The following is a 24,295-nucleotide window of genomic DNA, read 5'->3' on the forward strand; positions in this document are numbered from 1 at the left end:
GTTATGATCAACCTTGAAAATGTATCTTTTAAATGGCATAAAAAAGCAGCCAGCCCCACTCTCACTATTGAGCAACTCGCCATTGATGAAGGTGAACATGTTTTTTTACATGGGCCAAGCGGTAGTGGTAAATCTACCTTACTGGCACTACTGGCAGGCATTAATGTAACCACTAGCGGCCAACTTTGTGTTTTGAACCAAAACCTAAGTGCGCTTACCAATGCACAGCGCGATGCATTTAGAGCTGATCATATTGGCTATATTTTCCAAAACTTTAATTTACTACCTTATTTAACCCCATTAGAAAATGTATGTTTAGGATGCCAATTTTCGAAAAAGCGTCAGCAGCACGTACTCAACCAAACTGATAGTTTAACTAAAGAAGCCGCCCGACTTCTCAACGCACTTGGGTTGGAGCCGCACTTTCATAATCAAAATGTTGCCACTTTAAGTATTGGGCAACAACAGCGAGTTGCCGCAGCACGTGCATTTATAGGCAGTCCTGAACTTATCATTGCCGATGAGCCTACTTCAGCACTTGATACGCAAAATCGTGAAAGCTTTATTAAACTGCTATTTGAACAAGCAAAAAAAAGTAACAGCACGCTTGTTTTTGTCAGTCACGATGAAACATTAAAGCCACTCTTTAGCCGCACTATCGACTTAGTAAATTTACAAGGTGATGTATGATTTTATTTAAACTTGCCTATAAAAGTTTGCTAAATAGACGTGCCAGTGTATTACTGACATTGCTCACTATTGCGATTAGCGTCATGTTATTACTCAGTATTGAGCGCGTTCGCGTAGATGCTAAAAGTAGTTTTAGTAATACCATTTCGGGTACCGATTTAATTGTTGGCGCACGTACTGGCGATATTCAATTACTACTGTCCTCGGTGTTTAGAATTGGCCACACTAATAATGGGGTGAGCTGGCAAAGTTATCAATACATAATAAAACAACGCGGGGTTAAATGGAGCATTCCTATCAGCCTTGGTGATAGCCATAAAGGACAAGCAGTTTTAGGCACCACACTTGATTATTTTAAGCACTATCGATTTGCTAAAAAACAGCCCTTAGCATTTACACAAGGACAGGCTTTTTCTAGCATCAATGAAGTTGTTATAGGGAGTGAGGTTGCAAGTAAACTGGCCTATAAAATTGGTGATGAAATCGTGATTTCTCATGGTATGGGCAATACTAGCTTTCATCATCATGACGATAACCCCTTCAAAGTTGTTGGTATTTTAAAGCCTACTGGCACCCCTGTTGATAAAACATTGCATGTGCCGCTGGCGGCAATTGAATTGATTCATGGTGGCGGCCATCATGATCATGACGATCATCATGACCACTCGAGTCACGCACTAGTTGGCCATCCAAAACAAATTACTGCCTTTTTAATGGGCTTCGACTCACCGCTTTATACGCTACAAATTAGGCGTAACATAAACCAATTTAAGCCAGAGCCTTTATTAGCGATTATGCCTACAGTCACACTAAAAGAGCTTTGGGAAATGCTGGCAATAATAGAAAAGATCCTATTGCTATTTTCATTTGTGGTGGTCATTATTAGCTTGCTCGGCATGTTAACCACACTGCTGGCTAACCTTAATCAACGCCGCAGAGAACTGGCAATATTACGTTCTGTGGGCGCCCGCCCTTGGCAATTATTTTCACTGATCAGTATAGAATCACTGCTCACTACCTTTTTAGGTTGCTTAGTAGGCTGTACTCTATTTTATGCGCTTATGGGCACAACCGCGGGTTACTTACAAAGCCAAGCAGGAGTGAGCATTAATATCAGTATGCTCTCTGACTATGAACTCACTTTGATTGGCGTTATTATGGCTGCGGGATTCATTATTGGCTTGATCCCCGCTACACGCGCTTACTTTTATTCTCTTAGTGATGGTATGAGTATAAAAATATAAACTTTAGGATGATCATGACGTTGTTTAAAGTAACTACACACTCTTTAATGCTATTAAGTGCAGTGCTAATTAGCTTTGCTAGCATTGCAAATCCCCCGAAGGAAATTTTTTGGGAAGACTTGATCCCACAAGGGCATGTGCAAATAGATACCCAAGCACAAGCTAATCACGAAGGCAGTGAGCAAAACTGGGTACAACCTGATTTGGACGCGCCGGTTGTTAAAGCACTTGATGGGCAGTCTGTTAGCTTACCTGGGTTTGTTGTGCCACTTGAAGGTGACAGCGAACTTATTACCGAGTTTTTATTAGTCCCTTACTTTGGTGCCTGTATTCATGTGCCACCCCCACCGCCAAACCAGCTGGTTCATGTAACTATTAAAGGCGGTGTGCCTATCGATAGCTTATATGATGCGATTGTTGTAACGGGCGTTATTAAGACGCAAACTTGGTCTGGCGAAATAGCCCAAGTGGGTTATCAAATGCAAGCTGTCGGTGTTGCTCCCTTTGAGCTTTAATTCTTAAAATAAAACCCACTTTTAAAGTGGGTTTTATTTTGTTCTATCAACCACCCGTCCTTATATCTCGCTCAAGTTCAGACTGAGTTTTCACTGGATGACAAGTCGACTTCACCGTACTCTTATTGCTTTCATCTTCGTCAGAGCTAAAAATTGTATAGCTATAGTCTGTTTCAACTTCACCACCTAAGCACTCATGCTCCGCAAATACTTCATTTCCATAACCGTCTGGCATTTCTTTTGACGCACACCCACTGAGGATCAGAAATGTTATTAAAATTGATATTACTTTCATATTAATCACCGTAAAAGGATATGTTATAAACTATAGTTCATACTCAAAATGCCATGAAGGAAACTTGTTGAGTAATGGTAAAAGTGCTTTTTCTTTTCTTAAATCACGACGTTCTCTCTCTAACTGTTCTCTTTCTCGGCGTAACTCTTTACTTTGGCTGCTTGACGGTTTATCACTCGCTAATTCATTACTAATAGATTGCAACCGCCAATTAATATTATTAAGTCGATCATCTATCTCAGCTTTCCTTGCTTCAAATTGATAACGCTCATTACCCTCTTGCCATGCTTTTCTAAACTGTGTGTCATTACAAACCCCGTTATACGCATCCCCTCGTAAGCCCAGGGTAAAGCCATTTTCAGGCTCACAAAAGGCTGCGAGCCCCTGCTTGTAACCAACCTTATAATCATCTAATTTTGCAGTGATACCAAACTCACTACAAGCGGATATAATTTCTCTGCCATGTTCAAATGTATACCCTTGCTCGCCATGACTAAAGCCTAGGTTTGTCCAATTGGCCTGTATACATTCATCCTGAGACAAAGAAGAGCATCCTGATAGAGATAGTACAAATAAAATGAATATACATCGGCTAAACATGCTATTTCCTAAAGTGTTATAGACTATTCAAGTACCTATTTTAAGAGATATTCGTTTAAAGTGAATAATAAAAATGTAACAAGCTATTCTAATTCCGTTGAAGTTTAAAATTTACGACAACAACTTAACTCCTTCACCTCAAAAAATCACATGAGGCATACTTATGGTATTAAAAAGCTGCCTCATAGATGTTTCCTTTATCTAGCCGTCTGAGCCGGATTAGTAGGCACATTATTTTGCTTCATTATCCAACGGGCTATGTTATCTTTTCGCATGAACTTAACACCAGTATGCTGTTTTGCATACTGGATAAAATCATCAAGCGCTTTTACCCGTGCAGGCGTTCCTGCAATACGGTCATGAGCACTTATCGACATCATTCGTCTTCTGTGTTTTCCTTCAGCGTATAACACGTCAAACTCATCCTTTAACTCTTGCAAGTAGGCTCGAGCCGTCATAGCTGTGCTTCCTGAATAGCGCACAATGTCGTTATTACGAAAAGTATAAGGTACAACCACAAAAGGCTTATTATTTACTGGTGTAAAAGAAGGCTCATCACGCGATAGATCATCAATATGATAAATAAACCCCAGCTCTTGCAAAAGCGTAAGTGTATTTTTTGAGTGTCTCATCCAAAATGCATTAAAGCCAACCGGCCGCATGCCTGTCACTTTTTCGATAATATCTGCACTTTTAATATATGAAGCCCGCTCTTGTTCAACACTCATCGAATATTGTGGTGTCCATGTTTGGCCGTGACCCGATGCTTCATGCCCTCGCGAAACCACTTCTTTAGCAAGTGCTGGATTTAATTCCACAGCCCTGCCCACCATATGAGAGGTAACTTTAATATTATGTTTATCCCATAGATCAAGTAATCGCGGGATCCCTTCATTCATCCCATACTGATACCAAGTAGGCGAAATAGTATCGTGATAACCCTGCTCTATTTGAGGAAACGGCCCTGCATCAGAGCTATCTTGTGCTGTTGCTTCAAATTGCATTGAAATAGAAATCACTAATTGTGCATCATCAGGCCAATAACCTGATTTCTCAGGTAGTGGGGCTGCATTTAATAGCTTACTGCTGCACAGTGCCATTAAAAGAATGAGTAAAGGTAAAGCCTTCATTTTTATCTCCTAAGCTAATTAACGCGGTCCTGCCGTTACTGTGATCTCGGCTGTTTGCAAAGAGTGTTGGTGTAAGAAAAACCCTGTAAGTGCACTTGTTGCCCCTTGTGGAACAGCTAATTTTTCTACATCCAATGCATACACTTTATAGGTGTAGCTATGCTTGCGTCCTTCTGGTGGACATGGCCCAAGGTATCCGGGCTTCCCCATATCCGTATTACCTTCAATGGCTCCTTTGGGCAAAGTCGTTGAAGATAGTGAGTTACTAGTAAGAGGAATATCATGTACTACCCAGTGCCAAAAACCACTGCCAGTTGGTGCGTCATTGTCATACACTGTCACGGCAAAGCTTTTGGCTTTCTTAGGCGCATTTTGCCATTTAAGTTGTGGCCTAACATTACTCCCCTGACAACCAAAGCTATTCCAGTATTGCTCACTCTTTATTGCCTGCCCTGGCTGTAAATCAGGGCTCGATAAACTAAATTCAGCCGCAAAACTGGCACTACTAAACAGCCCGCTGATCAGTAAAGTAACTACTGAGTTTGAAAAATTAACCATTTTTAGCCCTTATATTTTCAGTTAAAAAGTTACTTTTGATATGCTGGGTAATCGGTATAACCTTTGGCTGTACCGCCAAACAATGTACTCCCATCGGTAATCGTGTTTAGTGGCAGTTGCTCTTGAATACGATACGGTAAGTCTGGGTTGGCAATAAAATGACGACCGAATGCGATGTAATCGGCAAGACCTTGTTCAATAAGCTGCGCACCTGAATGCTCGGTATAATTACCGGCAACAATAATCGCGCCACTAAAATACTGACGAAGTGCGACTCTAAACTCTGGTGTTACGGTAGGTGCATCGTCCCAGTCCGCTTCGGCAAGATGAATATACGCAATACCAATTTGCTCAAATTGCTTTGCTGCCAATAAAATAGTGTCAATTGCTTCACTATCACCCATACCACGCTGAGTGATAAAAGGCGCTAATCTAATACCCACTTTATGAGCTCCAATGGCATTACTAATTGCGCCAATAATTTCACAGGCAAAACGAATACGGTTTTCTTGGCTACCGCCATATTCATCTGTGCGTTTATTCGCTGAACGTCTTAAAAACTGATCAATTAAATACCCGTTACCTCCATGTATTTCAACGCCATCGAAACCAGCCTCAATCGCGTTAATTGCCGCTTGCTTATAATCATTTACTATTTCTTTAATTTCTTTAAGACTTAGTGCTCGTGGGGTTGGGCAGTCAAGCATCCGTCCTTCTCCATCATCGCCTACCACCCAAACTTGTGCATCTGGGGCAAGTGCAGATGGGGCAACTGGCGTTCCATCATGATGAAATGAAGAGTGCGACATTCGACCAACGTGCCAAAGTTGTAAAAATATTTTACCACCTTCCTTATGCACAGCTTGTGTTACTTGCTTCCAACCTTCGATTTGTTCTTGCGTGTAAATACCTGGCGTAAATGAGTAACCTTTGCCCTGAGCAGAAATTTGTGTTGCTTCAGAAATAATCAGCCCTGCAGTAGCACGCTGCGCATAATAAGTGGCCATCAGTTCAGTGGGAATATCACCCGGTTGCGCAGTTCGCGAACGGGTCATAGGTGCCATCACAATTCTATTTTGAGTGACCATGCCACCGAGGGTTTTAACTTCAAATAAGGATTCAATAGACATAACTAACTCTCTTATAAATAATGTTTATCTGGATTTAAATTAAATTTCATCACTACTAAATAGCATTTCGACCTTTATCTCTTCTGGTCCAGGTATAAATACTTGCTGCTCTAGTAGCTCTGGCACGGTTCGCTCAAAGTAGCTTATACCTGTTTGCGCTAAGCGACTTTTCAATCCTTGATAACCTATGCTACGAATGGCAATGTGATCTACCACTCCTCGGCCTTGGGTTTTGCTGTTTAATGCTGATAAGTAACCCTGTTGCGCTTTATTACCCGTGGCATTAACCAAATGAATCAAAGCAACATTATCACTGCCGTATAACCATGCCCCCTCGAAAGGGAAAGGCGGACGATACCCTTCAACTAGCCCAACTGAATTTATAAAGAACTGTCGCATCGCCTGGTAATCACAACTAGAAATTAATACATGATCTAAACGCATAAACTTTCTCTGTTGATAATGAGTACAACCAGTTTAACTATTTACTTAAATTTGATAATTGAGTTAATATCAAAAACACTATTCATTAATACTGAATTATAAAGAGTGAGGAACGATGGCTAAGATTGATGATATGCAGCTTTTTGTTCATGTGGTGCGCTCTGGCGGGCTTGCTGCAGCTGGGCGAAAAATTGGTTTATCGCCTGCGAGTATGACGGCACGTATCAACCAGCTTGAAAATCACTATCAAACCCGACTCTTAATACGTAATACTCGAAGTATTAAATTAACCGAGGCTGGAGAGCACTTTTTTCAAGGCTGTTTAAGAGTGATTGCTGAAATTGATGCCGCAGAGCAAAGTATTCAGCTTAGTAAAAACACTCTTTCGGGTAGTCTCAAAGTAACCGCACCCTCTGACTTTGGTAAACAGTTTGTTGCCCCTGCAATAGCTAAATTTGTAGCACTGAATCCACAAGTAAAACCACACCTACATTTAACCGATGGCTTAGTTAATCTAGTTGAAGAAGGCATTGATATTGCTATTCGCTTTGGAAACTTACCCGATAGTAATTTGATTAGCCGAATGATCAAAGCCAATAAACGTGTGTTATGTGCTTCAGCTGAATATTTAAAAATACATGACCAACCTTTACAACCAAGCGATTTATTAAATCATCGCTGCTTAGTAATGGAGAGATTTGGTCAATCGATGCATGATTGGCATTTTAAAGACGAGGTAATTCGCGTACCTGTAGCTATGAGTAGCAGTGATGGTGCAGTGATCAGACAGTGGGCAATTAACGGTGCAGGTATTGCTCTAAAATCAATGGTAGATATTAGCGATGATCTGACTAAGGGTAATTTAGTGACGCTACTTGATGACTATATTCTCGGTTTTAGTAATAAAGATAAACAGCAAGTTGGCTTACAGTTTCTTTACCCATCAAGGCAATTTCAGCCACGACAAGTTGCCGCATTTATGGATTTTTTTCAGCAGCAAATTTAACAATAAACAGCCAACAAAATAAAACCTTGAGAGTTTGCACTTCCAAGGTTTTATTTATAACGTTTGGCAGTTATAAAAATTAAGCCGTGCCACCTACTGTTAGGTTATCTATTTTCAGGCTTGGCTGGCCAACGCCTACTGGTACACTTTGACCGTCTTTACCACAAACACCGACGCCTTTATCAAGCGCTAAATCATTACCTACCATAGAGATTTGTTGCATAACCTCAGGGCCATTACCAATTAATGTTGCCCCTTTAATTGGCTGAGTAATTTTACCATTTTCAATTAAGTAAGCTTCTGAGGCACTAAACACAAACTTACCTGAGGTGATATCCACTTGGCCGCCACCAAAATTAGGGGCAAACACGCCTTTTTTAACCGTGCTGATAATATCAGCTTGGCTGTGCTCTCCGCCTAACATGTAAGTGTTGGTCATACGTGGCATTGGTAAATGCGCGTATGACTCACGACGTGCGTTACCTGTTGGGTTTACCCCCATCAAACGCGCGTTCATTTTATCTTGCATATAGCCTTTTAAAATACCGTTTTCGATAAGTACGTTATAGGCTGCAGGCGTGCCTTCGTCATCCACATTAAGTGAACCACGACGATCAGCCATAGTACCATCATCAACCACAGTACATAGCTCTGAAGCGACTTTTTGCCCTACTTTACCGCTAAACGCAGACGCGCCTTTACGGTTAAAGTCACCCTCGAGGCCATGGCCTACCGCTTCGTGTAACAACACACCTGGCCAGCCATTACCTAATACCACTTCCATAGTACCTGCAGGGGCATCAATAGCTTCTAAGTTTACTTTAGCTTGACGAACGGCTTCTTCTGCAAAACCCATCCAACGCGGCTTACCATCAACAAGCTCTTTAAAGTAACCATAATCTAGGCGGGCACCGCCACCAGCACCGCCACGTTCACGGCGACCACTCTTCTCTAGCAATACAGAGCAGTTTAAACGTATCAGTGGGCGAATATCGGTGGCAAAGGTGCCATCGCTAGCTGCAATTAATACTTCTTCGTATACCGCAGACATTGAGCTAATGACTTGCTCAGCGTCTGGGGCTAATTCGCGAATATAGTTTTCAAGCTCACGTAACAAATTAACTTTATCGGTATCGCTCATGCTAGAAATTGGTTGATGTGGCGCGTACTGCTCTTTAGCAGCCACGTCACTAAATACTTTAACCGCTTTATCTTCACCTGCATCGGCAATACTACGTGCAGCAGTTGCGGCCTTATTTAGCGCTTCTAAATTAATTGCGTCTGAATACGAAAAACCAGTTTTTTCACCACTAACAGCCCGTACGCCAACACCACGTTCAACGTTATAAGACCCTTCTTTAACAAGGCCGTCTTCTAATACCCAAGACTCATGATGACTCGATTGAAAATAAAGGTCGGCATAATCAACTTTGTGCTGGTGAATATAAGCTAATGTTTTTTCGAGTTCTTCTCGATTTAGCTGGCTGTCGTGTAATAAATGCTGTTCAACCGAATTCATAATAATGGCTCTCTAAATCGTTGGTGAGATTGCAGCGGCATATCTCGTCTAATTTTGTGTAACTGGTTCAAATCTACGGTACAACTAATAAAACCAAGCCCTATTGGTTTTTCACTTAATGTTTCACCCCAGGGCGATAACATCAGGCTGTGACCATAAGTTTGTCTACCGTTTTCATGTGTTCCATATTGCGCTGCAGCAATAACATAGCACTGTGTTTCTATTGCTCGTGCTGCAAGTAGCGGCTGCCAATGCGCTTTACCTGTTGGAACAGTAAACGCACTGGGTACTAATATAATTTCTGCGCCTTTACGAGCTAAGGCATTAAATAAACCAGCAAAGCGCAAATCATAACATACTGTTAAACCAATTTTACCAAAGGGAGAATCAACAACCACAATCTCATCGCCCGCTTGAGTAAAGTCGGACTCTCGGTAGCTGCCGGTCTGGTCATCTACCTCAACATCAAATAAATGTATTTTGTTATAGCTTGCAACAATATCGCCTTGGTTATTAAACAAGTGTGAGGCAGCGTAATACTTATGTTGGTCATAGGGCTCTGGCATGGTGCCAGCATTTAACCAAATATTGTGTTTACGACACAATTCACTAATTTGCTGTTTATATTGCTCAATACGCTGTGACACTAACAACGTATCACCAGCGTGTTTACTAAACACTAAAAACGCTTCTGGTAAACATACTAACAAAGGCCGCGTGCTTGGTAATTCAGCTAATGCTTGCTTTAAAGCTGCAATGTTATCATCAGGGTTAAAGCCTGAGCACATTTGCAATGCGATAATCGCAGGAGATGAGTTTATACGTTGTTTATTCATTGCGCGGCGCTAACCTCAGCATCTTTGAGTTTTAACTCTGAGGATGCTCGCGGCTGATTTTGTGCTGCTTGTGGCAAGGTCACCTCTCGGCTCTTACGATCTAACTCTTGTACCTGAGGATCGTTCATTTTACCCGTCACTTTAAAGTTGATCTCTGAGATCACTCGCGCAGAATGAATTACTTTATCAATTGCTAAAGCTGCAAGCCCCGTTACAGGGTTAACCATCCAAGCCACAATTACTGGAATACTCGACGTTACTTGCGGTGCTACTGCTAAGTCGTAGTCAATTTCGAGAGTATTTAAATTTGCATACCCTTTAATCGAGAGATCGGCAGGCACCCCATCCATTTTAGTATCTTGGGTATAGGCAATGCCCTTATCTATCTGCATCGTACCTTTCATGCTGTTATAGAAAAAACCTTTAGAAAATACATCTCTAAAATCAAGTTTTAGCTTACGCACTAATGAATCAAGGCTCAGTAATGAAAATACCCGTGCGCCTCCATCACTCACCTCAGTTAAATGGCCTTCGCCTAAATCCCAACTAATTTCACCGTCTAAACTAGCAATGTCTAAGTTATAAGGTGCCGCTTGCCAATTTAGTTGATAATTTAGATTGGCGTTTGAGTCTTTAATAGTAGTGGTGATATCAAATTCATTAAATAAAGCGCCAATATCATCACTTTTAAGTTCGCCGCTCATTGCTGTTAGGCCATTTTGCCACTGCCCTTTAGTACGTAATATATGATCGCCCTTATCAACTACTAGCTCAGAAATAAACAGTTTTTTACCATCACCTAATAATGAGGCGCTGACTTTATCTAGCTGATAATGGCTGATCTTACAATCGGCACATTCAAACTCAATAGCAGGCAAATTTGTAAGCCATGCAAGTTGTTCAGGAGATGATTTTTCGCTCGGTTGCTCTGTTTCGGCCTCTAAAAAATTAAGCCTTAAATAGTCACTGTTTATTAGAATCGGCTGACTTGATTGCTCGCTGGGAATGAACACTTCTGCTCGTAATTCTTTAGCATTGAGCTTTAATTGCAAGTTATTGTTTAAGGGCAATAAACGCATATCAAAATCATTAAACTGCATGCCACTCACATTAAAAGAGTTAATATTCGCAACAACCTCATACAAAGGCGGCATAATACCTGGCGATGCACTCTCTGGCTGCGCTTTAGCTGCATTAATAATTTGATCAATTAAATCAATCCAAGGTAATAACTCACTTTGCGCTAAGTTAATACTTACCGCTAAATCTTGCGCGTTAAGCCCTAAATCTTTATTACCGATTATAAAGTGGGCGTTGTTAAACTGTGATTTAGCATTGTCTAGAATGGCATTAAAATACACTAGCTGATCAACGTTTGCGGTGATCAAGTTAGATATATCATCACCTTGAATAACCGCACTCAGTGGCCAAGCTTGCTCACTGCTTTTTGTATATGCTCCAGGCAAAGAACTATTTAAGCCAATAAGTGGCGATTCAACTTGGGCACGGTAGTTAAACCCTTGCTCGGTAAAATTAAGCTCCAAAGCAATATCAACATCACTTTGCCCACTTAAGTAACCATCTAAAATGCCTTGCCCACGGTTTATAAGTGTTTGTGCATCAAGCTGAGCACTTATATTTATATTAGCGCGATAATCCTCTGCGTTTGCGTCACTATTGTAGTTAATAGTTAATGGCATACCCAGCCATGTAGCCGTTGCATTAGTGAGATTTATTTGTTGGTTATTAAAGCTAAGTTCGCCCTTTAAATGCTCAAGAGAAATACCAGGTGCAGAAATGTAGAGAGGTGAGTCGAGTAAATTAACCTTACCACTGACACTGGCTCCCCCCTCAAATTGTGAACCTATTAGTAATTCAATATTTGCACTTGCAAGCCCCTGTCCTTGCACAACATTAAAAATATCAGCTAATGGATTTGCTAAAGGCGTAGCGGCAAAAAAATCGTGCATTTTTTCAAGCTCAGCTTGCTTATCAATATTAACTACCAACGGCGCATCACCCATTAAGTCATCAATACTCACATGCACACTGCTGCCAATGTCAAGATTTACCAGCTGGCCTTGCTGACTATATATATCCATTCGCTCATTAGCAAAATGCAGCTTTACATTGGCATTTGTGACTGCTGGCCAATCGGGATCGAATTGATAAGTAGCATTATCTATTTGTGCTATTACATCAAACTGCCCTGAACCATCTTCAAATGGAAAGCCTGATAGTGGACCAGAAAATAACACCTGAGTATTTGATACTTCACCTGCTTTTATTGCACCATTTAAATAACTAACTAACTCAGGGCTCATTAACGTTAAAGGAAAATAGTGACCAGCAATACTGGCATCAGGTGCAAACGCTTCAGCATATAAATCTAAGCGTGGCGTATCACCCAAACTCAGCTGCATTTGTGCGCTTAAAGTCACCTCATTGTTATCAAACCACAGGTTATCACTGCTTATGTACCAATCGCCTGAGCGCTTAGCTAAATCTAGCTCAATATTTAATTGGTTATAATCAATATTATTACTAAAACTAGCGCCTGTAATTAAACGGCTGTTCTCACCAAAAATCGCAATGCGACCATACTGTTGATTAACCAGCCCATTAACTCTTAAAGATTGAGCGGCAGGTACGGCGTTTTTTTCTTGCCAGCTAATTTCGTCAGCATCAAACCATAGTTGCCATTGCTTTGTATCTGCAAACTCAAGGTACGCAGTCTTTATTTGTCCGCTAGGTTGGCGTGCTAAAAAAGGGGCTAGGTCGGTAAAATTAGTCAACTCAGCTAAATCACTCAATAGCGCTAAATCAAGCTGCTGTAGCCATACTTTATTTTGCTTACCCAATAAGGCTTCAAATTCAAGGCTTGGCCATGTGGTTTCACCCGTACTAAATGCTAAGCCCGTGCTTTTTAATCGCCAGCTATTTTGCTCTGGGTATAAATGAAATCCCCCTTCACTTAGGCTTACCTTTTGTGTTTGCTCATTGAGTTGCCAATTTACCGCGCTCGGTAACCACTGAACTTTTACGTCACTCACTAGACCTTGCTCTAATCTAAGCCAAGCTTGTAAATTTAAATCGCTATGTAGTTGCTGCTTTTGAGTATTAATATATTGCGCTAGCCAATTTGACACATCAACCTGATTAGCCTGCACATATAAATCGCCGACCATTTGCTCTAAGGTTTCACCCTTAAGTGCAATGCGCGCATCAAAATTACCCACCGAAATGCCCGGTAAGGCTAGACTACCACTACCAAGGTGTTGTTTATCTTGGTTTTGCCATACAATGTTTTCTAATAACAGTTTACGTTCTTTGTTATCTTCTAAAACAAAATTGATACTGGAGTTTTCTATTGCAAAATGACCGGTTTCACCTAAAAACAACCCTTCTATTAACTCTTTTTGTTCAAATGACACATCGTCTTGGTTGCCTACAAATAAATTCGCGACATTAACCTTGGTATGAAAACCATTGATGACAAAGTAGTTCGACTTAAGTTGAAGAGACTTTAGGCTTTCCCAAAGGTTTAGCTCTAAACTGGTTTTCGCAATAGTTAAAGAAATAGGGGCTGTTTGGTTGTCTTTAAATGATAATTCTTCGAGCACTAAGGCTGGGCCATTACCTTGCCAACTTGCCGATATAGCGCCTATCGATAGGCTAATATCAAACTTGCTATCAAGATAATTTTCTATCTCGCCTTTATAGTCATTTGCGTAGGGTAAGGTGTATTTTAAAATAGAAACAATGACGGCCAGTAGCACCAAAATTACAGCACTTATTTGCCATAATTTGCGCACACAAAAGAAACAGGCCGCTTTAAATTTCATTACATCATTACCACATCAAACTGCTCTTGGCTGTATAAGCTCTCTGTTTGAATATTAACTTGCTTACCAATAAATAACTCTAACTCTGCAAGGTTATGATATTCGTCATTTAATAGCGCTTCACATACTGCAGGAGATGCATAAACTACAAACTTATCAGCTGCATAAGCGCGGTTAACACGTACTATCTCACGAAGGATTTCATAGCATACGGTCTCAACCGTTTTTTGAGAGCCTCGCCCTGAACATGCAGGACATACATCACACAGTATATGCTCTAAACTTTCGCGAGTTCGCTTGCGGGTCATTTCAACCAGCCCCAATGCCGATAAACCATTAATATTGGCTTTAGCACGATCTTTAGCGAGCGCAGACTCTAATGAGTGCATTACCCGGCGTTTGTGCTCATCGCTCACCATATCAATAAAGTCGATAATAATAATACCGCCCAAATTGCGCAGCCTTAGTTGACGGGCAATAGCAGAGGTTGCTTCAACATTGGTATTAAAAATAGTTTCTTCAAGGTTACGGTGACCAACAAATGCACCGGTATTAACATCAACCGTGGTCATTGCTTCTGTTTGATCTATGATCAGGTATCCGCCAGACTTTAAAGTCACCTTACGGTGCAACGCCTTTTGAATTTCACTTTCTACATCAAATAAATCAAAAATGGGGCGCTCGCCCGGATAATACTCAAGTACTTGTGATAATAACGGCACAAATTCTTCAGTAAACAGCTTAAGCTCTTGATAGGTAAGCTTAGAGTCAACACGAATGCGCTCCATATCTTCGCCCACGTAATCACGTAATGTTCTAAAAGCCAGCGTAAGATCTTCATGCAGAATACTCGCTTTGCTGGTTTTACGGCGCTTAGAAACTATTTTATCCCACAGCTTTTTTAAAAATGCAGCATCGTGACGAAGCTCTACTTCACTTGCGCCTTCTGCGGCAGTTCTAACAATAAAGCTACCGTTTTCATCACCATATTCAGCAACAATTTTTTTAAGCCTAGCGCGTTCCTCTTCCGTTTCGATACGTTGACTAACACCAACATGCGTCGCATCTGGCATAAATACTAAATAGCGTGACGGTATAGTAATATCAGTGGTTAAGCGAGCACCTTTACTGCCCAATGGATCTTTAACCACTTGCACCATAATGTACTGACCTTGGCGAACAAGCTCACGAATATCTTGGACTTTTTTAATTGGCTCGTCGTCAACACCTTCAACAATAGAGGCACTATTGACGATATCTGAAGCGTGTAAAAAGGCGGCTTTCTCTAAGCCTATATCAACAAAAGCGGCTTGCATTCCAGGTAGCACGCGACTTATTTTACCTAAGTAAATATTGCCTACTATGCCTAAATTACCAATACGCTCTAGCTGAATTTCTTGTAATACACCGTTTTCGATTAGGGCAACGCGACTTTCACTCGGCGTGACATTGATCAGTAGTTCTGTACTCATGCTACCCTCTTAAGAATGTATGTAATAATTGTTCTGTCTCATATAAAGGTAAGCCTACAACGGCAAAATAGCTACCCGAAATATGCGTTACAAAGCGTCCGCCTAACCCTTGGATACCATAACCACCGGCTTTATCTTGAGGCTCGCCCGTTTGCCAGTAAGCGTCTATTTCTTCATCACTGAGTATTTTAAAAGTAACATCAGTACTGACAACACAACTCATTACTTTTTCTGGTGTCGCAAAAGCGATAGCAGTTAACACTTGGTGTGTATTTCCTGATAAACGTTTTAAGGTGTGAGTAAAGTCTTCTTTATCTCGTGGCTTGCATAATGATTGATTATCCATCACTACCACGGTATCACTACCTAGAACAGGCCGATCGGTATATCCTTGTTTTACGCCCATTTGTGCCTTTAAACGCGCTAAACGTTCGACATAATCATATGGGAGTTCGTTAGCGAGCTGGCTTTCATCGGCATCAACACTAAATTGTGAAAACTCGATACCCAACTGGGTTAAAAGCTCTTTACGGCGGGGAGACGCGGAGGCTAAATATACTGCGCAAGTCATTATCTGATCCTAAAGTGTCTACGGTATTTTCTAAGTAATAAAAATACCCATATCCAACTCAACATGCCTGTTAATACAGGCCATAAGTAATGTGGGCTAAAATAAACGCCAAGTAAAAAATGATTTAACCAAAACTGCATTAAATGATAAAGCGTTAAAAATAAGCCAATTAAAAGGCTTTGTTGCCACAATGAAAAATTGCGAATTTTTTGAAAGTTACTTGCCGTAACAAAAATACACACCGAGTAGGTTAATGAGTTTACACCTAAAGAAGAACCCGTCGCTAAATCAATCACTAATCCAACAACCCAAGCCGTACCTATGTTTAAGCGATGCGGTAAAGCCAAAGACCAGTACATAAGTACCAACAGCACCCAGTCAGGGCGAAATGGTTCAAGTGAAAAGGGTAACGGCATCAAAGCCATTACCAATGCAAAGAAAATACTTAACGCAATTAATAGCATATGGCGATTAATCATCTCCCATCAACTCCTGCTGATTTAGCCATAACACGACTAATAATCGAATTCGGTCTAATTGAGCTATAGGTTCAGCAAATACTTGTGCAAAAGGTTGTCCTTCATCACGGGTTATTTCGGTGATCACCGCTACCGGATAGCCCTCAGGAAACGTACCACCAAGGCCAGAGGTAACCAGCACATCGCCAATACGTACATCTAAACTATGCGGCACATGCGACAGTTTCAGTACGTTAATTTTACCAATGCCTTCAACCACTGTTCGCACGTCATTACGTAAAATACGTACAGGCGTAGCATGGGTGGTATCGGTAATTAATAATACTCTTGAAGTGGTTGAGCCCACTTTAGTCAACTGCCCCACAAGTCCCATATCATCAATCACTGCTTGGCTTTCACTTAAACCATCGGTGGTTCCTCGATTTATCACCACTTGGTGGCTATAAGGATTTGAGTGAACAGAAAGTACTTGAGCAATAATTTTACGATTGGTGTGTTTTGAGGACGAGCCCATTAAGGCTCGTAATTTTTGATTTTCTTTTGCTAAGAATTCATATTGCTGAATTTGCTCGCTCTGCAATATTTGCTTTTTTTTCAGGGCTTCATTTTCAGTTTGTAACTGTTCGCGGGTGTGCAAGCTCTTAGCGCTAAAGCTAAATACTTCGTAAGGTAGATTGGCAACATAAATGAGCGGACTAACTAGGGTATTCAAACTGGTGCGAATATTCTCACCGCCCTTAGTGTATCTATCTCCAAGGATCAACACGATACTCAAAAGCACTGCGACAAAAAGTCGCAGTTGCAAAGAGATTGTTTTTTCAAACATTGATTTCATTAATCGTAACTAAAAACGTCACCACCGTGCACATCAATCATCTCAAGCGCTTTACCGCCGCCACGAGCAACACATGTAAGCGGATCATCAGCAACAACTACTGGAATGCCAGTTTCTTCCATGAGTAGGCGATCTAAATCTTTTAGTAATGCGCCACCGCCAGTTAACACCATGCCATGTGCTGAAATATCAGATGCCAGTTCAGGAGGTGATTGCTCAAGTGCAACCATGACAGCGCTTACAATACCCATTAGCGGCTCTTGTAATGCTTCTAAAATTTCATGCGAGTTAAGTGTGAACGAACGAGGAACACCTTCTGCAAGGTTACGACCACGCACTTCTATTTCTACTGGATCGTCTGTTTTAAATGCAGAACCAATTTGGTGTTTAATATTCTCAGCTGTGGCTTCACCAATTAAGCTACCAAAGTTACGACGTACATAATTAATAATGGCTTCATCAAACTTGTCGCCACCAATACGAACAGATGACGAATAAACAACACCATTGAGTGAAATTATAGCCACTTCGGTTGTACCGCCACCAATATCAACAACCATAGAGCCCGTTGCTTCAGATACTGGTAAGCCTGCACCGATTGCAGCAGCCATAGGCTCTTCAATTAAGTAAACTTCACGAGCACCTGCCCCCATCGCTGATTCGCGAATAGCACGCTTTTCAACCTGTGTAGCGCCACAAGGCACACAAATAAGTACACGTGGGCTTGGTCGCATAAAGTTATTATTGTGCACTTGCTTAATAAAGTGCTGTAGCATTTTTTCGGTCACATAAAAATCAGCAATCACGCCATCTTTCATCGGACGAATAGCTTTAATATTACCAGGCGTGCGCCCCAACATTTGCTTAGCTTCTGTACCTACAGATGCAACACTTTTAGGCCCACCAGCACGCTCTTGACGAATAGCAACAACTGAAGGTTCGTTTAATACAATCCCTTCTTCTTTTACATAAATTAGTGTGTTGGCTGTACCTAAATCGATCGATAGATCGTTTGAAAAAATACCACGGAGTTTTTTAAACATGAGGCTGGATGACCTTTGAAATTCGTTCTTATTTTAGTTGCGCTTACTTTAACATTCTCAATGTAATGAGCAATATAAAGCGCAGCCGTCTTTGTAATCATTAAAAAGAGGAAGCGTGTGCTTCCTCATTAAATATTATTGTTCGCTCATTAAGCGAAAGCCAATGTAATTAGCTCTAAAATCTGGCGCTAGGATTAAACGCGTTGAGGCACGAGCGAGGCTAGGAGCAAAGTTCCATGCGCCGCCACGAACCACAGCATTTTTTTTATTCTCTGTGCTACTAGTCCATTCCCATACATTGCCCACTGTATCGTATAAGCCAAATGCATTTGCAGAAAAAGACCCTACCGGAGCGGTGCGTTTGTTTGACCATTCGCTACCACACCAACCACAGTTTGCTAAGTTTTTACCAATTTCGTTACCCCAAGGGTACTCAGTATCTGTACCTGCACGCGCAGCATATTCCCACTCAACCTCAGTTGGCAGACGATACACTTGTGCTGTTTTATCAGAAAACCATTCTGCGTAAGCCGTAGCATCATTTTTTGTCAAACACACAGCTGGAAAATCATTTGTTTGCTCAAACCCTGGAGCTCGCCAATTTAAGCTCGCTTCCCAAACGGGTTCTCCATTTAGATAATAAGCACAGCCTTTGCCTTTTTCAGCTTCAGTCTTGTATTGTGTCTCGTTTACAAACTTCTCAAATGCGCCAACAGTGACTTCTTTACTTTGCATGACAAAAGATTCACTAATCGTTTTTTCAACAACAGGACGCTCGTTTTCCAGTCCATTGCCGTTAATATCGCCCATTTTAAATGTGCCAACAGGGATTATTACGGCTGACGAATCCACTGTTGGTGGCTGCGTATCAACTTCCATTCCCTTAGGACAATCTGCTTGTATTATTTGCTCTCGCTTTTTAGTCGGTGCAGCAATCGACTCTGACTTTTTTTCTAACTTAGCAAAAAGCGTGCGTGTCTTTTTTAAGTCAATACGTGCTTTATAAGGGATGTAGCCCTCTTTGCGTATTTCTAATTTATGCAAACCACGCGGTAATCTTGTTACTAAGCGAGTTGAACCTACACTAATGTCGTTAATAAAAACTTCATCACCATGTACGTTAGAACGCAAAGTTAACTGAATTAACTGATCTTTCTTTTGTTCAGCGACCACTTTAGGCTTTTTATTAACTATTTTAGCGACCGCTTTATTATCCGTATTATCGCTGAATGTTAACTGACTATCAGAAAAAGTAGTGCTATAAGCTGGCTGATAAGTATTTGTCAGCGGGGTACCATACTCTGAACAAAAACTGTTATTTACACTTAATAAGTGACATAAACGACTACTGTTTACATCTCCACGCATAGTAACGCTTAAATTGACGTTATAATCACCTTGGCCGCTAAATGCGCTCTTAATGACGTGACTACTTAAAATCTGTACTTGTGCCCCTGACATGTCTCGCTTAGGTTCAACCAGACGTTTTTCTGTAAGGTTTTCAAAAATTTGATCTAAAAAGCGATTAGTGGCTTTTTTCAGCCCCATCTGCTGGCCGCGTTGTTCACATGCAGCGAGTGTTTCAGTACGCTTACAATTAAGGGTATGATCAACCTCGAGTGTTCCCTCGCGGGTAAACTCATTGCGCAGTCGCTCTACACGCGCAGTAGTGTATTGCACTTTTAAACTTTCGATGGTGTTCTGAAGTGCATGTTTATCAGCGCGAATTTGCTCAATATCTTTTAGATGGGATGCAATTGCCGCCAATTGCATAGAAATATCATTTTTATTTTGTTCTTGATCAACAACGGCTTTTTGATAACGCGATTGTGCAGAAGTAATATCAAGCGACGGGTTATCAATTAAGCGTCGGTACATATCATTCATCGCATCTAACGCTTGATTTTTTTCTTTATCAAGTTGTGTTGAACGCGCTCTTAGCAGTTCAAGTTGGGTTTGAAGCTGATTTTCTTCTTGTAAATATTTATCGAGCATCGTTGTTGAACGAGTGTATTCTGTTTGTTTCGTATTAATCTCTGATTCAATTCTGTTTACAGTAGTTGTATCTTGTGCAAATACTGTGCTGGCAAAAAAGCTAGCAGAAATTAACAGAGATAAAGGAGCAATTCGCATATATTCCAGTCCCAAAAAAGCGGCAATTATTTGGTTATTATTATTTTTTATAATAAAACCTTATGCTATGTACTTGAAGCACAAAACACAAGCTTTGTTCATTTATTATCTCAGTTTACAACTATTATCCCGTTTCATGCCAGTAAATAACCGTTTCATTTGTACTAAATAGCTAATTTATTTAACAACATCGATATTTATCTGCCATTTACGCCCAAAAGATACCAATTTAACGGCGTATTCATATTTTTTAATTTGCTTAAGTAATAAAATTTAAGTCAAAATAACGCTATTAAACAGCACATTCACCGTGTAACTAATAAAAAAGAGTGATAATGCCAATACCATTCAATATTAATGAACATAGTTATTTACAACCAATTAGTAACAAATTGCTAGCAGAAAAAAACATTACGTTAAACATTAAGCGTGATGATTTATTGCACCCTGTTATTAGTGGTAATAAATGGCGAAAGCTCAAATACAATTTAGCTCGCATGCAACAACAAGGCAAAACAGAGTTACTGACCTTTGGTGGCGCTTTTTCGAATCATATTCACGCGTGTGCAGCCGCAGGAAAAGAATTTAACCTAGTAACTCACGCAATTGTGCGCGGACCTGAACTTGACCTCAATAATCCAACGTTAAAATTTGCAAAGCAATGTGGCATGCAATTACATGTAGTTAATCGATTAGAATACCGACAACGAAATGATAAAGCATACTTATCGGCATTACAGGCTCGATTTCCCAATGCGTATATTTTGCCTGAAGGAGGCACTAACGAATTTGCTTTAGAGGGGTGTAAAGAACTTGCCCAAAGTTTACCAGAACACGACTACTTAATCTGTCCTACTGGCAGTGGTGGAACCTTGGCGGGCTTAATAGAGGGCAGCTCAAATAAAAGCACCCTACTAGGTATTGCCGTTTTAAAACAAGCCGACTACCTGAGAGACGAAATACGAGCCCTTAGCCCTAGAGCTAAATCACAAAATAATTGGCAATTACTTACACAGTTTCATGATGGCGGTTATGGTCGTTTTACCTCTGAACTGTGGCAGTTTTGCCAGTATATGTTGCAACAATATCAGTTACCACTAGAGCCTATTTACAGCGGTAAAATGATGTATGCACTTTGGCAGCTCATTAACAACGACTACTTTCCCTCTGGCAGCAAAATTATTGCAATTCATACAGGTGGGCTGCAAGGTTTAGACGGGCTAAAATATCGTGGACTTGTTTAATTAGCTAATGAAATGCAACTTGAGTAAAGTCGGGTAATAATCCAGAAAAATACCCCCCTTGTGCAGTACTAACACCTATCGCTTTTAAAAATTGCAGTTCCTGATACGTTTCTACACTTGAGGCCACCACTGGCAGACTCAATAATTTGCCAATATGCACAATTCCCCTGACAGATTTTTGCTGGAAATAATTATGATCTATTCCATGAACAAGTTCATAGGCCAAATTAAGCCCCACTATTTGCTTATTATGGGTGAAGTTAAATATACTTTTACTACTTCTGACCTCATCTATAACGATATTAAAGTTGAGCGCTGTTATGGCCGAAAAAGCAGCCTGTAGTCGATCTTGGTTATTTAAGAAATCAGCCTCATTTATCAAAAACTGTAACGTATGCACGCTTTTCAATTCACTCATATGTTTACTTAGCCAACCCCAAAACTCACTATTAAACCAACTTTTAGGATGCAATTTAATACTAATAACAGACGGTGACTTTTCTATTAACAGCAGTTTTTTAACTTGCATAACAACTGCTTGGTCTAGTAATAGCGCCTCATCCTCATTGTAAAACTGACTTATATAATCTTGATTAAATAGTTGTTTATTTGTCTTATCGCTACTTTTAATTAAAACATGATGTTTAATAATAATGCCACTATCCAACTCGTATACAGGTTGAAATAAAATCGCTAATTTTTGCTTTTCAATTCCCTGCTTGACCAAGTTTTCATCAGCCACCTTAAGGTGACTGCAATTGAGTGCCAATTGATGATAATGCTTCACTCTACTTTGCATTGATAGTGTGAGTGACGATCTGGCAAGCTGATACACCATCACCTGATCAGCATTCGAGTAGTAAGTACACACACCTAACTTTATACTCTCGTCAGCCACTCTAGGGGCTAAAATATAGGCTGCGTTAAGCATGCATTGATGTAAATGTTTAGCACAATTTGCTTTCTCAATCGCACTAACCCCTTTGAGAGTAAAAGCAAAATTACCCGCTGTTAATAACTTAACGGATATTACAGCCGTATTGGTAAAATCTTTTGCTAGTAATACTTTAAGAGTCGCTTGTAAGTCCGTATTTATATCAAAATGACATTCGCATTGAATGAGTGCAAATATATTATAGCCAATTGTTTTCTGCTCCTTGGCTGCTGTCTTTAATACCGATAGTGAAGGCATTGTTTTAGGCGTATAACACACTTTTTTATAGCCATCGCTTTGGTTACGCTTTAATACCATTGAGTTATTTACTCTCGTTTTGAGTAATATAGCGCGTCTAACAGCAAAAATTATGACCAAAATAAACACATTCATTATTATAAATAGGTCACTGTAGGCATACCAAAGAGGCCATGAATATAACAAAACCCCTTTTGAATTTGAGCTGAAGTATTGCTTTTGCTGCTTAACATAAACAGAAACTTTATCTGGAGTTAGGGTAAAAGGTGTATTTGCTAAAAGTTGTTGCTTATTAACTAGTGGCTGCTGTAATTGCTTGGCGAGTTCTATACCTGTTTGCTTATTTTGATATTGTAAAACTAAATTTAAACCACTATTAAAAATAATAAATAGCATAAAACACAGAGCGTAAAATAAGGCACTAGCGTAATTGGTAAACTGAGACTGACTGGCTTTCATAACTTACCCGCTCATTAAATAAGTTATTAAAGTGTTGTCTACTATTTGCAATTGCACAAGCCAATCATAAAAGTTTAGTAGCTGTTTTATTATTAATACTTAATGTTTATAAACATTATATTTAGTCATATGTAATAGCTGCACCTTATGGCACAGGTGGGAGGTTTGTTACAAATTAAACAGATTGACGTTGCTATGCTTTGTAAACCTTAAAACAATGTATAAATTTTAAATGAGGATTATTCACTCATTTAAAGATAAGCGAAAGGTATGGTAACTAGCCTCAATAAAAAAGCCCTGATTACTCAGGGCTCTTTTTTAAAACTTTTCAAACTAAAAAGTTGAAAATTAGAACGGAATATCGTCATCAAAGTCGATTGTTGGTTCCATAGGGTTTGATGCGCCACCTTGCGGTGCATTTTGCGGCTTAGGTGCAAACCCGCCTTGCTGTTGTGGTGCATTATTTTGCTGAGGTGCAAAGCCACCTTGTTGCTGTGGTTGGTACTGGTTATTTTGTTGTGGAGCCGGCTGCTGGGCAGGTGCAGATTGTTGCTGTGGAGCATAACTGCCTTGCTGACTATTCTGGCCTTGGTTATTTTGACCATAGCTACCGCTTTGCTGTCCGCCTTGGTTACCTTGATAACCGCCATTTTGTTGCCCACCTTGGTTACCTTGATAGCCACCGCTTTGTTGGTCGCCACCGCGTGCACCTAACATTTGCATTTGACCTGTAAAACCATCAACAACAATTTCTGTGGTGTATTTTTCTTGGCCCTGTTGGTCAGTCCATTTACGAGTTTGAAGCTTACCTTCTACGTAAATTTGTGAACCCTTGCGGCAGTATTCGCCTACAATTTCAGCTAATTTGCCAAAAAATACCACACGGTGCCACTCAGTTTTATCAACCATTTGGCCAGTGTTTTTATCTTTATAGCTGTCTGAAGTTGCTAAGGTAATATTTGCTACACCATTACCATTAGGCATGTAACGAACTTCAGGATCTTGCCCTAAATTACCAACCAAAATTACTTTGTTCACACCGCGTGCCATGAAAC

The 24,295-nt window shown here is 40.4% G+C and carries 22 protein-coding genes; 5 read left to right on the top strand and 17 right to left on the bottom strand.

The annotated features are described in order from the left end of the window. Nucleotides 1-3: 3 nt before the first annotated feature. Genes DK924_RS13545 through DK924_RS13555 form a run of 3 tightly spaced genes read left to right on the top strand, consistent with a single transcriptional unit; the run spans nt 4 to nt 2,449 of the window. Nucleotides 4-690, top strand: a complete 687-nt coding sequence (locus DK924_RS13545; protein WP_109875437.1) for an ABC transporter ATP-binding protein — start codon at nt 4-6, stop codon at nt 688-690. Further along, nucleotides 687-1,934, top strand: a complete 1,248-nt coding sequence (locus tag DK924_RS13550) for an ABC transporter permease (protein WP_109875438.1) — start codon at nt 687-689, stop codon at nt 1,932-1,934. Before DK924_RS13545 ends, DK924_RS13550 begins: the two co-directional genes overlap by 4 nt. A 14-nt stretch (nt 1,935-1,948) precedes the next feature. Continuing rightward, nucleotides 1,949-2,449: a DUF3299 domain-containing protein gene (locus DK924_RS13555; RefSeq protein WP_008468279.1), complete on the top strand. Its 501-nt coding sequence runs from the start codon at nt 1,949-1,951 to the stop codon at nt 2,447-2,449. Nucleotides 2,450-2,495: 46 nt separating this feature from the next. On the opposite strand, the gene DK924_RS13560 is transcribed toward DK924_RS13555, so the two are convergent. The 6 genes from DK924_RS13560 to DK924_RS13585 all read right to left on the bottom strand — a co-directional run bounded on the left by DK924_RS13560 (nt 2,496) and on the right by DK924_RS13585 (nt 6,606). Continuing rightward, complete coding sequence (locus DK924_RS13560) at nt 2,496-2,744, bottom strand: hypothetical protein (RefSeq protein WP_010390486.1); 249 nt, start codon at nt 2,742-2,744, stop codon at nt 2,496-2,498. A 30-nt stretch (nt 2,745-2,774) separates the two neighbouring features. Beyond that, nucleotides 2,775-3,344, bottom strand: coding sequence for a DUF2799 domain-containing protein (locus DK924_RS13565; protein WP_081374117.1), 570 nt, complete (start codon nt 3,342-3,344; stop codon nt 2,775-2,777). Between the two features lie 197 nt (nt 3,345-3,541). Then, complete coding sequence (locus DK924_RS13570) at nt 3,542-4,444, bottom strand: polysaccharide deacetylase family protein (RefSeq protein WP_309076570.1); 903 nt, start codon at nt 4,442-4,444, stop codon at nt 3,542-3,544. A 48-nt stretch (nt 4,445-4,492) separates the two neighbouring features. Then, complete coding sequence (locus tag DK924_RS13575) at nt 4,493-5,032, bottom strand: YbhB/YbcL family Raf kinase inhibitor-like protein (protein ID WP_010390480.1); 540 nt, start codon at nt 5,030-5,032, stop codon at nt 4,493-4,495. Nucleotides 5,033-5,061: 29 nt separating this feature from the next. Then, nucleotides 5,062-6,162: an alkene reductase gene (locus DK924_RS13580; RefSeq protein WP_109875440.1), complete on the bottom strand. Its 1,101-nt coding sequence runs from the start codon at nt 6,160-6,162 to the stop codon at nt 5,062-5,064. 39 nt (nt 6,163-6,201) lie between these two features. Further along, nucleotides 6,202-6,606: a lactoylglutathione lyase gene (locus DK924_RS13585; protein WP_010390477.1), complete on the bottom strand. Its 405-nt coding sequence runs from the start codon at nt 6,604-6,606 to the stop codon at nt 6,202-6,204. A 115-nt stretch (nt 6,607-6,721) separates the two neighbouring features. Here DK924_RS13585 and DK924_RS13590 point away from each other — a divergent pair, with 115 nt between their 5' ends. Beyond that, nucleotides 6,722-7,612: a LysR family transcriptional regulator gene (locus DK924_RS13590; RefSeq protein ID WP_109875441.1), complete on the top strand. Its 891-nt coding sequence runs from the start codon at nt 6,722-6,724 to the stop codon at nt 7,610-7,612. A gap of 79 nt (nt 7,613-7,691) precedes the next feature. Here DK924_RS13590 and tldD read toward each other — a convergent pair whose 3' ends face one another. From tldD to DK924_RS13635, 9 genes are all read right to left on the bottom strand, one after another. Further along, nucleotides 7,692-9,131: a metalloprotease TldD gene (gene tldD, locus DK924_RS13595; protein ID WP_109875442.1), complete on the bottom strand. Its 1,440-nt coding sequence runs from the start codon at nt 9,129-9,131 to the stop codon at nt 7,692-7,694. Next, the gene (locus tag DK924_RS13600) at nt 9,128-9,967 is read right to left on the bottom strand and encodes a carbon-nitrogen hydrolase family protein (RefSeq protein WP_109875443.1); all 840 of its coding nucleotides are present in this window, start codon (nt 9,965-9,967) and stop codon (nt 9,128-9,130) included. Before DK924_RS13600 ends, tldD begins: the two co-directional genes overlap by 4 nt. Beyond that, entirely contained in the window at nt 9,964-13,812 is a 3,849-nt protein-coding gene (locus DK924_RS13605; RefSeq protein ID WP_109875444.1) for a YhdP family protein, read from the bottom strand. Before DK924_RS13605 ends, DK924_RS13600 begins: the two co-directional genes overlap by 4 nt. Beyond that, nucleotides 13,812-15,284 carry a ribonuclease G gene (rng, locus tag DK924_RS13610; RefSeq protein WP_010390470.1) on the bottom strand — a complete coding sequence of 491 codons (1,473 nt, stop codon included), beginning with the start codon at nt 15,282-15,284 and terminating at the stop codon, nt 13,812-13,814. The genes DK924_RS13605 and rng overlap by 1 nt, the downstream gene beginning before the upstream one ends. A 1-nt stretch (nt 15,285) precedes the next feature. Then, on the bottom strand, nt 15,286-15,855 hold the full coding sequence (locus DK924_RS13615; protein ID WP_055012252.1) for a nucleoside triphosphate pyrophosphatase: 570 nt from the start codon (nt 15,853-15,855) through the stop codon (nt 15,286-15,288). Continuing rightward, nucleotides 15,855-16,334 carry a rod shape-determining protein MreD gene (gene mreD, locus DK924_RS13620; RefSeq protein WP_010390467.1) on the bottom strand — a complete coding sequence of 160 codons (480 nt, stop codon included), beginning with the start codon at nt 16,332-16,334 and terminating at the stop codon, nt 15,855-15,857. The genes DK924_RS13615 and mreD overlap by 1 nt, the downstream gene beginning before the upstream one ends. Beyond that, nucleotides 16,327-17,169, bottom strand: a complete 843-nt coding sequence (gene mreC, locus DK924_RS13625) for a rod shape-determining protein MreC (protein ID WP_010390466.1) — start codon at nt 17,167-17,169, stop codon at nt 16,327-16,329. Before mreC ends, mreD begins: the two co-directional genes overlap by 8 nt. Continuing rightward, entirely contained in the window at nt 17,169-18,212 is a 1,044-nt protein-coding gene (locus tag DK924_RS13630; protein ID WP_008113726.1) for a rod shape-determining protein, read from the bottom strand. The genes mreC and DK924_RS13630 overlap by 1 nt, the downstream gene beginning before the upstream one ends. 135 nt (nt 18,213-18,347) lie before the next feature. Next, on the bottom strand, nt 18,348-20,345 hold the full coding sequence (locus DK924_RS13635; RefSeq protein WP_010390465.1) for a formylglycine-generating enzyme family protein: 1,998 nt from the start codon (nt 20,343-20,345) through the stop codon (nt 18,348-18,350). A 335-nt stretch (nt 20,346-20,680) separates the two neighbouring features. Here DK924_RS13635 and DK924_RS13640 point away from each other — a divergent pair, with 335 nt between their 5' ends. Beyond that, complete coding sequence (locus DK924_RS13640; RefSeq protein WP_109875445.1) at nt 20,681-21,589, top strand: 1-aminocyclopropane-1-carboxylate deaminase/D-cysteine desulfhydrase; 909 nt, start codon at nt 20,681-20,683, stop codon at nt 21,587-21,589. A gap of 4 nt (nt 21,590-21,593) precedes the next feature. On the opposite strand, the gene DK924_RS13645 is transcribed toward DK924_RS13640, so the two are convergent. Continuing rightward, complete coding sequence (locus tag DK924_RS13645) at nt 21,594-23,240, bottom strand: EAL domain-containing protein (protein ID WP_109875446.1); 1,647 nt, start codon at nt 23,238-23,240, stop codon at nt 21,594-21,596. Nucleotides 23,241-23,588: 348 nt separating this feature from the next. Beyond that, nucleotides 23,589-24,290, bottom strand: coding sequence for a single-stranded DNA-binding protein (gene ssb, locus DK924_RS13650; RefSeq protein WP_109875447.1), 702 nt, complete (start codon nt 24,288-24,290; stop codon nt 23,589-23,591). Nucleotides 24,291-24,295: the final 5 nt, after the last annotated feature.

The sequence above is a fragment of the Pseudoalteromonas sp. meg-B1 genome, assembly GCF_003173795.1.
Classification (GTDB): Bacteria; Pseudomonadota; Gammaproteobacteria; order Enterobacterales; family Alteromonadaceae; genus Pseudoalteromonas; species Pseudoalteromonas undina.

Bases quoted from the DNA above. Each gene is read 5' to 3' on its own strand.
- DK924_RS13545 (WP_109875437.1), top strand. From the start codon at position 4: ATGATCAACCTTGAAAATGTATCTTTTAAATGGCATAAAAAAGCAGCC.
- DK924_RS13550 (WP_109875438.1), top strand. From the start codon at position 687: ATGATTTTATTTAAACTTGCCTATAAAAGTTTGCTAAATAGACGTGCC.
- DK924_RS13555 (WP_008468279.1), top strand. From the start codon at position 1,949: ATGACGTTGTTTAAAGTAACTACACACTCTTTAATGCTATTAAGTGCA.
- DK924_RS13560 (WP_010390486.1), bottom strand. From the start codon at position 2,744: ATGAAAGTAATATCAATTTTAATAACATTTCTGATCCTCAGTGGGTGT.
- DK924_RS13565 (WP_081374117.1), bottom strand. From the start codon at position 3,344: ATGTTTAGCCGATGTATATTCATTTTATTTGTACTATCTCTATCAGGA.
- DK924_RS13570 (WP_309076570.1), bottom strand. From the start codon at position 4,444: ATGGCACTGTGCAGCAGTAAGCTATTAAATGCAGCCCCACTACCTGAG.
- DK924_RS13575 (WP_010390480.1), bottom strand. From the start codon at position 5,032: ATGGTTAATTTTTCAAACTCAGTAGTTACTTTACTGATCAGCGGGCTG.
- DK924_RS13580 (WP_109875440.1), bottom strand. From the start codon at position 6,162: ATGTCTATTGAATCCTTATTTGAAGTTAAAACCCTCGGTGGCATGGTC.
- DK924_RS13585 (WP_010390477.1), bottom strand. From the start codon at position 6,606: ATGCGTTTAGATCATGTATTAATTTCTAGTTGTGATTACCAGGCGATG.
- DK924_RS13590 (WP_109875441.1), top strand. From the start codon at position 6,722: ATGGCTAAGATTGATGATATGCAGCTTTTTGTTCATGTGGTGCGCTCT.
- tldD (WP_109875442.1), bottom strand. From the start codon at position 9,131: ATGAATTCGGTTGAACAGCATTTATTACACGACAGCCAGCTAAATCGA.
- DK924_RS13600 (WP_109875443.1), bottom strand. From the start codon at position 9,967: ATGAATAAACAACGTATAAACTCATCTCCTGCGATTATCGCATTGCAA.
- DK924_RS13605 (WP_109875444.1), bottom strand. From the start codon at position 13,812: ATGAAATTTAAAGCGGCCTGTTTCTTTTGTGTGCGCAAATTATGGCAA.
- rng (WP_010390470.1), bottom strand. From the start codon at position 15,284: ATGAGTACAGAACTACTGATCAATGTCACGCCGAGTGAAAGTCGCGTT.
- DK924_RS13615 (WP_055012252.1), bottom strand. From the start codon at position 15,855: ATGACTTGCGCAGTATATTTAGCCTCCGCGTCTCCCCGCCGTAAAGAG.
- mreD (WP_010390467.1), bottom strand. From the start codon at position 16,334: ATGATTAATCGCCATATGCTATTAATTGCGTTAAGTATTTTCTTTGCA.
- mreC (WP_010390466.1), bottom strand. From the start codon at position 17,169: ATGAAATCAATGTTTGAAAAAACAATCTCTTTGCAACTGCGACTTTTT.
- DK924_RS13630 (WP_008113726.1), bottom strand. From the start codon at position 18,212: ATGTTTAAAAAACTCCGTGGTATTTTTTCAAACGATCTATCGATCGAT.
- DK924_RS13635 (WP_010390465.1), bottom strand. From the start codon at position 20,345: ATGCGAATTGCTCCTTTATCTCTGTTAATTTCTGCTAGCTTTTTTGCC.
- DK924_RS13640 (WP_109875445.1), top strand. From the start codon at position 20,681: ATGCCAATACCATTCAATATTAATGAACATAGTTATTTACAACCAATT.
- DK924_RS13645 (WP_109875446.1), bottom strand. From the start codon at position 23,240: ATGAAAGCCAGTCAGTCTCAGTTTACCAATTACGCTAGTGCCTTATTT.
- ssb (WP_109875447.1), bottom strand. From the start codon at position 24,290: ATGGCACGCGGTGTGAACAAAGTAATTTTGGTTGGTAATTTAGGGCAA.